Source organism: Acidovorax sp. KNOB132, from assembly GCF_057541515.1.
Genome location: NZ_BAAJYT010000232.1, coordinates 1 through 5,595, shown reverse-complemented (window position 1 = coordinate 5,595; position 5,595 = coordinate 1). Strand labels below are relative to the sequence as shown.

At 68.5% G+C, this 5,595-nt stretch carries 2 protein-coding genes and 1 pseudogene; all 3 read left to right on the top strand.

Annotated elements, in window-relative coordinates:
* Positions 1–90: 90 nt before the first annotated feature.
* Positions 91–3,249 carry an efflux RND transporter permease subunit gene (locus tag AC27IO_RS19660; RefSeq protein WP_317353666.1) on the top strand — a complete coding sequence of 1,053 codons (3,159 nt, stop codon included), beginning with the start codon at positions 91–93 and terminating at the stop codon, positions 3,247–3,249.
* Between the two features lie 51 nt (positions 3,250–3,300).
* A pseudogene (locus AC27IO_RS19655) lies at positions 3,301–4,738 on the top strand (efflux transporter outer membrane subunit).
* 314 nt (positions 4,739–5,052) lie between these two features.
* The coding region (locus tag AC27IO_RS19650) for a c-type cytochrome (protein WP_498740305.1) at positions 5,053–5,595 on the top strand (543 nt) is incomplete at its 3' end.

Here is a 5,595-nt window from a genome sequence, read left to right as displayed (position 1 = left end):
CGCCCCGCCTCTGCGGCGGCTCCCGCCGCGTCCGCCGCGTCCGCCGCTTCCGCTGCCGCCCCGGCCAAGCCATAAGAAGGAGCGCGGCACATGGCCAAGTTCTTCATCGAGCGCCCCATCTTCGCGTGGGTGATCACCATTTTCATCATCGTGATGGGGGCCATCTCCATCACGCGGCTGCCGATCGCGCAGTATCCCGCCGTCGCGCCGCCGACCATCCAGGTGTCGGTGGCCTACCCTGGCGCCAACGCCCAGACGCTGGAGGACAGCGTGCTGGCCGTCATCGAGCGCGAGATGAACGGTGCGAGCGGCCTGGCCTACGTCGAGACGACCAGCCAGGCCAACGGCACCGGCAGCATCGTGCTGAGCTTCGAGCCCGGCACCAATGCCGACCTCGCGCAGGTGGACGTGCAGAACCGGCTCTCTCGCGCCACGCCGCGGCTGCCGAGCGCCGTGACCCAGCAGGGCGTGCGCGTGGAGCAGTCGCGCTCCAACTTCCTGATGTTCGCCATGCTCACGACGGAAAGCCCCGACGTGAGCATCGAGGCGCTGAACGACTATGCGGCGCGCAACGTGGTTCCCGAACTGCAGCGCGTGGCCGGCGTGGGCACGCTCACGCAGTTCGGCTCCGAACGCGCCATGCGGATCTGGGTGGACCCGGCCAAGCTCAAGGGCTTCAACCTGTCGCTCGACCAGGTCAACGCCGCCATCCGCGCGCAGAACGCGCAGGTGTCCGCCGGTAACCTGGGCGATCTGCCGGCCGAGACGGGCCAGCCCGTGGCGGCCACCATCGTGGTGCAGGGCCAGTTGTCGTCGGCCGAAGAGTTCGGCCGCATCGTGCTGCGCGCCAACACGGACGGCTCGGCCGTCCGCCTCAGGGACGTGGCCCGCATCGAGCTGGGCTCGCAGAGCTACAACACCAGCGCGCGCCTGAACGGCAAGGACGCCGTGGGCCTGGGCGTGCAGCCCACGCCGTCCGCGAATGCCCTGGCCACGGCCAAGGCGGTGAAGGCCAAGCTGGAAGAGCTCAAGAAGTTCTTCCCGCAGGGCGTGAACTACGTGGTGCCGTACGACACCTCCAAGTTCGTGTCCGTCTCGATCGAGAAGGTGGTGCACACGCTGATCGAAGCCGTGGTGCTGGTGTTCATCGTGATGTTCCTGTTCCTGCAGAACTTCCGCTACACCATCATCCCAACCATCGTGGTGCCGGTGGCGCTGCTGGGCACCTTCGGCGTGCTGATGGCCATGGGCTTTTCGATCAACGTGCTGACCATGTTCGGCATGGTGCTGGTGATCGGGATCGTGGTGGACGATGCCATCGTGGTGGTGGAGAACGTCGAACGGATCATGGCCGAGGAAGGCCTGCCGCCGCTGCAGGCCACCCGCAAGGCGATGGGTCAGATCTCGGGCGCCGTGATCGGCGTGACCGTGGTGCTGATCTCGGTGTTCGTGCCGCTGGCGTTCTTCGCCGGCTCCACCGGCAACATCTACCGCCAGTTCGCGGCCACGATGGCCACGTCGATCGCCTTCTCGGCGTTCCTCGCTCTGTCGCTCACGCCGGCCCTGTGCGCCACGCTGCTCAAGCCGATCGATCCCGAGCACCATGCCGAGAAGAAAGGCTTCTTCGGCTGGTTCAACCGTTCGTTCAAGAACGCCACGCACGGCTATGAGAGCGGCCTGAGCAAGATGCTGCGCCGCGGCGGCCGCATGATGATCGTGTACCTCGCGCTGATCGGCGCGGTGGCGGTGGTGTTCATGCGCCTGCCGACCTCGTTCCTGCCCAACGAAGACCAGGGCTACATCATCACCAACGTGCAGCTGCCGCCCGGCGCCGCGCAGTCGCGGACCAGCGAGGTGCTCAAGCAGGTCGAGGGCTACATGCTCAAGCAGCCCGAGGTCGAGAACATCGTGACCGTGGCGGGCTTCTCGTTCTCCGGCCAGGGCCAGAACGCGGGCCTGGCCTTCGTGATCCTGAAGGACTGGAGCGAGCGCTCCGGCGCCGAACACGCGGCCTCTGCCGTGGCTGGCCGCGCCTTCGGCGCCCTCTCCAGCATCCGCGATGCCTTCATCTTCGCGCTGAGCCCGCCGCCCATTCCCGAACTGGGAACGGGCACCGGCTTCAACTTCCGGCTGCAGGACCGCGCGGGCCAGGGGCACGAAGCGCTGCTGGGGGCACGCAACCAGCTGCTCGGCATGGCCGGGCAGAGCAAGGTCCTCGCGGGCGTGCGCCCCGACGGCATGGAAGATGCGCCGCAGATGCAGATCGACATCGACCGCGACAAGGCCAACGCCCTGGGCATCGGCTTCGACAGCATCAGCTCGGCGCTCTCGACCGCGCTGGGTTCGAGCTACATCAACGACTTCCCGAACAAAGGCCGCCTGCAGCGCGTCGTGGTGCAAGCCGACGCCGCGGCGCGGATGCGCCCGGAATCGGTGCTGGACCTGCCGGTCGTGAACAGCCAGGGCCAGACGGTGCCGCTGTCGACCTTCGCCACCACGCGCTGGATCACGGGCGCGATGCAGACGGTGCGCTACAACGGCTACCCGTCCATCAAGATCGCGGGCGATGCCGGCCCCGGCTTCACCACCGGCGATGCGATGAACGAGATGGAGCGCCTGGCCGGCCAGCTGCCGCCCGGCTTCGGCTTCGAGTGGACGGGCCAGTCCCGCGAGGAAAAGCTCGCCGGCTCCCAGGCCATGATCCTCTACGCCTTCTCGCTGCTGGCGGTGTTCCTGTGCCTGGCCGCGCTGTATGAAAGCTGGACGATTCCCGTGTCGGTGCTGCTGGTGGTGCCGCTGGGCGTGCTCGGCGTGCTGCTGGCCACGCTGATGCGCGGGCTGTCGAACGACGTGTACTTCCAGATCGGCCTGGTGACCATCATCGGCCTGTCGGCGAAGAACGCGATCCTGATCGTGGAGTTCGCCAAGGACCTGCAGGCCGAGGGCAAGAGCGCACTGGAGGCCGCCCTCGAAGCCGCCCACCTGCGTTTCCGGCCGATCATCATGACCTCGCTGGCATTCACGCTGGGCGTGGTGCCGCTGTTCATCGCCTCGGGCGCCAGCTCGGCCAGCCAGCGTGCCATCGGTACCGGCGTGATCGGCGGGATGATCACCGGCACCGTGCTGGCCGTGGTCTTCGTGCCCGTGTTCTTCGTGCTGGTGCGCACCTTCTTCAAGGGCAGCAAGCGCCAGCAGGAGCACGACGCCAAGCAGGTCCAGCACCGCCATGCCACGGAAAACCTTGAATGACGACCGATCCGCTGGAGACCCCCATGCCCCATCCATCGTCCCTGCGCGCTAGTGCGCGCATCGCACGCCCCCCTGCTGAGCGTGGTGGCTGCCGCTGCCGTGCTGGCAGGCTGCAGCTTCATCCCGACCTACGAGCGGCCCGCCGCTCCGGTGCCGCAGGCGTTCCCCAACGCCGCGGGCCGCCGGCGGCGCCGAAACGGCCAAGGCCGCCGCGGACATCGACTGGAAGGAATACTTCGCCGATGCACGCCTGCAGACGCTGATCGCCATCGCGCTGGAAAACAACCGCGACCTGCGCGTGGCCGCGCTCAACATCGAACAGGCCCGCGCGCAGTTCCAGATCCAGCGCGCCGGCCAGTTCCCCACGGTGAACGCCGCCGTCAACGCGACGCGCCAGCCCGACACGACCACGCGTTCGTATGCCAACAGCTACCAGGTCGGCCTGGCGGTTTCGGCCTGGGAAATCGACTTCTTCGGGCGCATCGCCGCCTTGAAGGAGCAGGCCCTGGCGCAGTATTTCGCCACCGAGGAGGCCCGCCGGTCCACCCAGCTGAGCCTGGTGTCGTCCGTCGCCACCGCCTGGTTCAACCTGCTGGCCGACGAGGAACTGCTCGACATTTCGCGCCGCACGCTGGGCACGCGCGAAGAGTCGGTCAAGCTGACGCGCCTGCGCCTGGAAAACGGCGTGAGTTCCGAGCTGGACAACAGCCAGGCGGAAGGCCTGGCGCAGGCCGCCCGCGCCACCTATGCGCAGCAGCGGCGCCAGCGCATGCAGGACGAGAACGCCCTGGCCCTGCTGCTGGGCCAGCCCCTGCCGCAGGACATCCGCGACAGCCTGGGCACCACGGTGTCGCGCCTGGCCGACGCCCCCGCCATGCCGGCGCTGCCGGCGGGCCTGCCGTCCGACCTGCTCACGCGGCGCCCCGACATCCGCCAGGCCGAGCAGCAGCTGATTGCCGCCAACGCGAACATCGGCGCAGCGCGCGCGGCGTTCTTCCCGCGCATCTCGCTGACCGCCAGCGTGGGCACGGTGAGCAACGAACTGTCGGGCCTGTTCAAGAGCGGTTCCTGGGCCTTCTCGCTGGCGCCGCAGGCGGCGCTGCCGATCTTCGATGCCGGGCGCAACCAGGCCACGCTCGAATCGGCGCGGGCCGCACGCTCCATCTCGGTGGCGCAGTACGAGAAGTCGATCCAGACCGCCTTCCGCGAAGTGTCCGACGCCCTCGCGGGCCAGGCCACCCTCGGAGAGCAGCTGGCGGCGCAGCGCGCCCAGGCGGACGCGGACGCCAAGCGCCTGCAGCTGTCGGATCTGCGCTACCGCAACGGCGTGTCCAGCTACCTCGATCTGCTGGATGCCCAGCGCTCGCTGTTCACCTCCGAGCAACTCGTGGTGCAGACGCGGCTCATCCAGCTGCAAAACCAGATCACCCTGTACAAGGTGCTGGGCGGCGGCTGGACGCCGCAGGACGAGCGCGCCTCGGGCTCCTGATCCCGCGCCCCCCGCAAAACGGCTTCGGGCACGCACGGGGGTGCGGCTTTAGCCTCCAGACCGGGCACCGCGCCCTGCAAGGAAAACCGTCCTTGCAGGGCGTTTTTTGTTTTCAGGACCGGCTGCGATGCGCCGGCGTGGTGCCCCCGCCCGCAAGGGCGATCCGCACAGCCGCCACCCCCATGCCTGCCGCCGGTTCTTGATGCAGCGCAAACGCCAGGAAAAGCCGGCCGTTTTCCCTAACGGCCGGCCCCGGGGAGCCTTCCTATAATCAGCGGCTGGTTTCATCAAGCCCCCGATACATAGAGGACGTCATGAGCGACACCCCCCACGAAGAAGCGCACACCGGCCCCATCAAGAATCCCAAGCAACTGCTGTTGACGGTCTTCTTTTCGTTTGTGGTCCCGATCTTCGCCATCATCGGGCTCGTGATGTACGTGACCTCGGGCACCAAGCCGGCCGATGGCGCCGCGAACCCCGAACGGGCGCTGGCGGAACGCATCCAGAAGGTGGGCATGGTGGAAGTGCGCGATGCCAACCGCCCCCTGCGCCCCGGCGAGGAAGTCTTCAAGGGCCAATGCGCCGCCTGCCATGCCACGGGCGCGGCAGGCGCCCCCAAGCTGGGTGACGCCGCGGCCTGGGGCCCGCGCATCAAGACCGGGTTCGAGGCGCTGGTGCATTCCGCCCTCGCCGGCAAGGGCGCGATGGCCCCGCAAGGCGGCGGCGATTTCAACGACACCGAGATCGCGCGCGGCGTGGCCTACATGGCCAACGCGGCCGGCGCCAAGTTCGAAGAGCCCGCCGCCCCCGCAGCCGCAGGGGCCTCCGGTGCCGCCACCGGGGCTTCCGACGCCGCT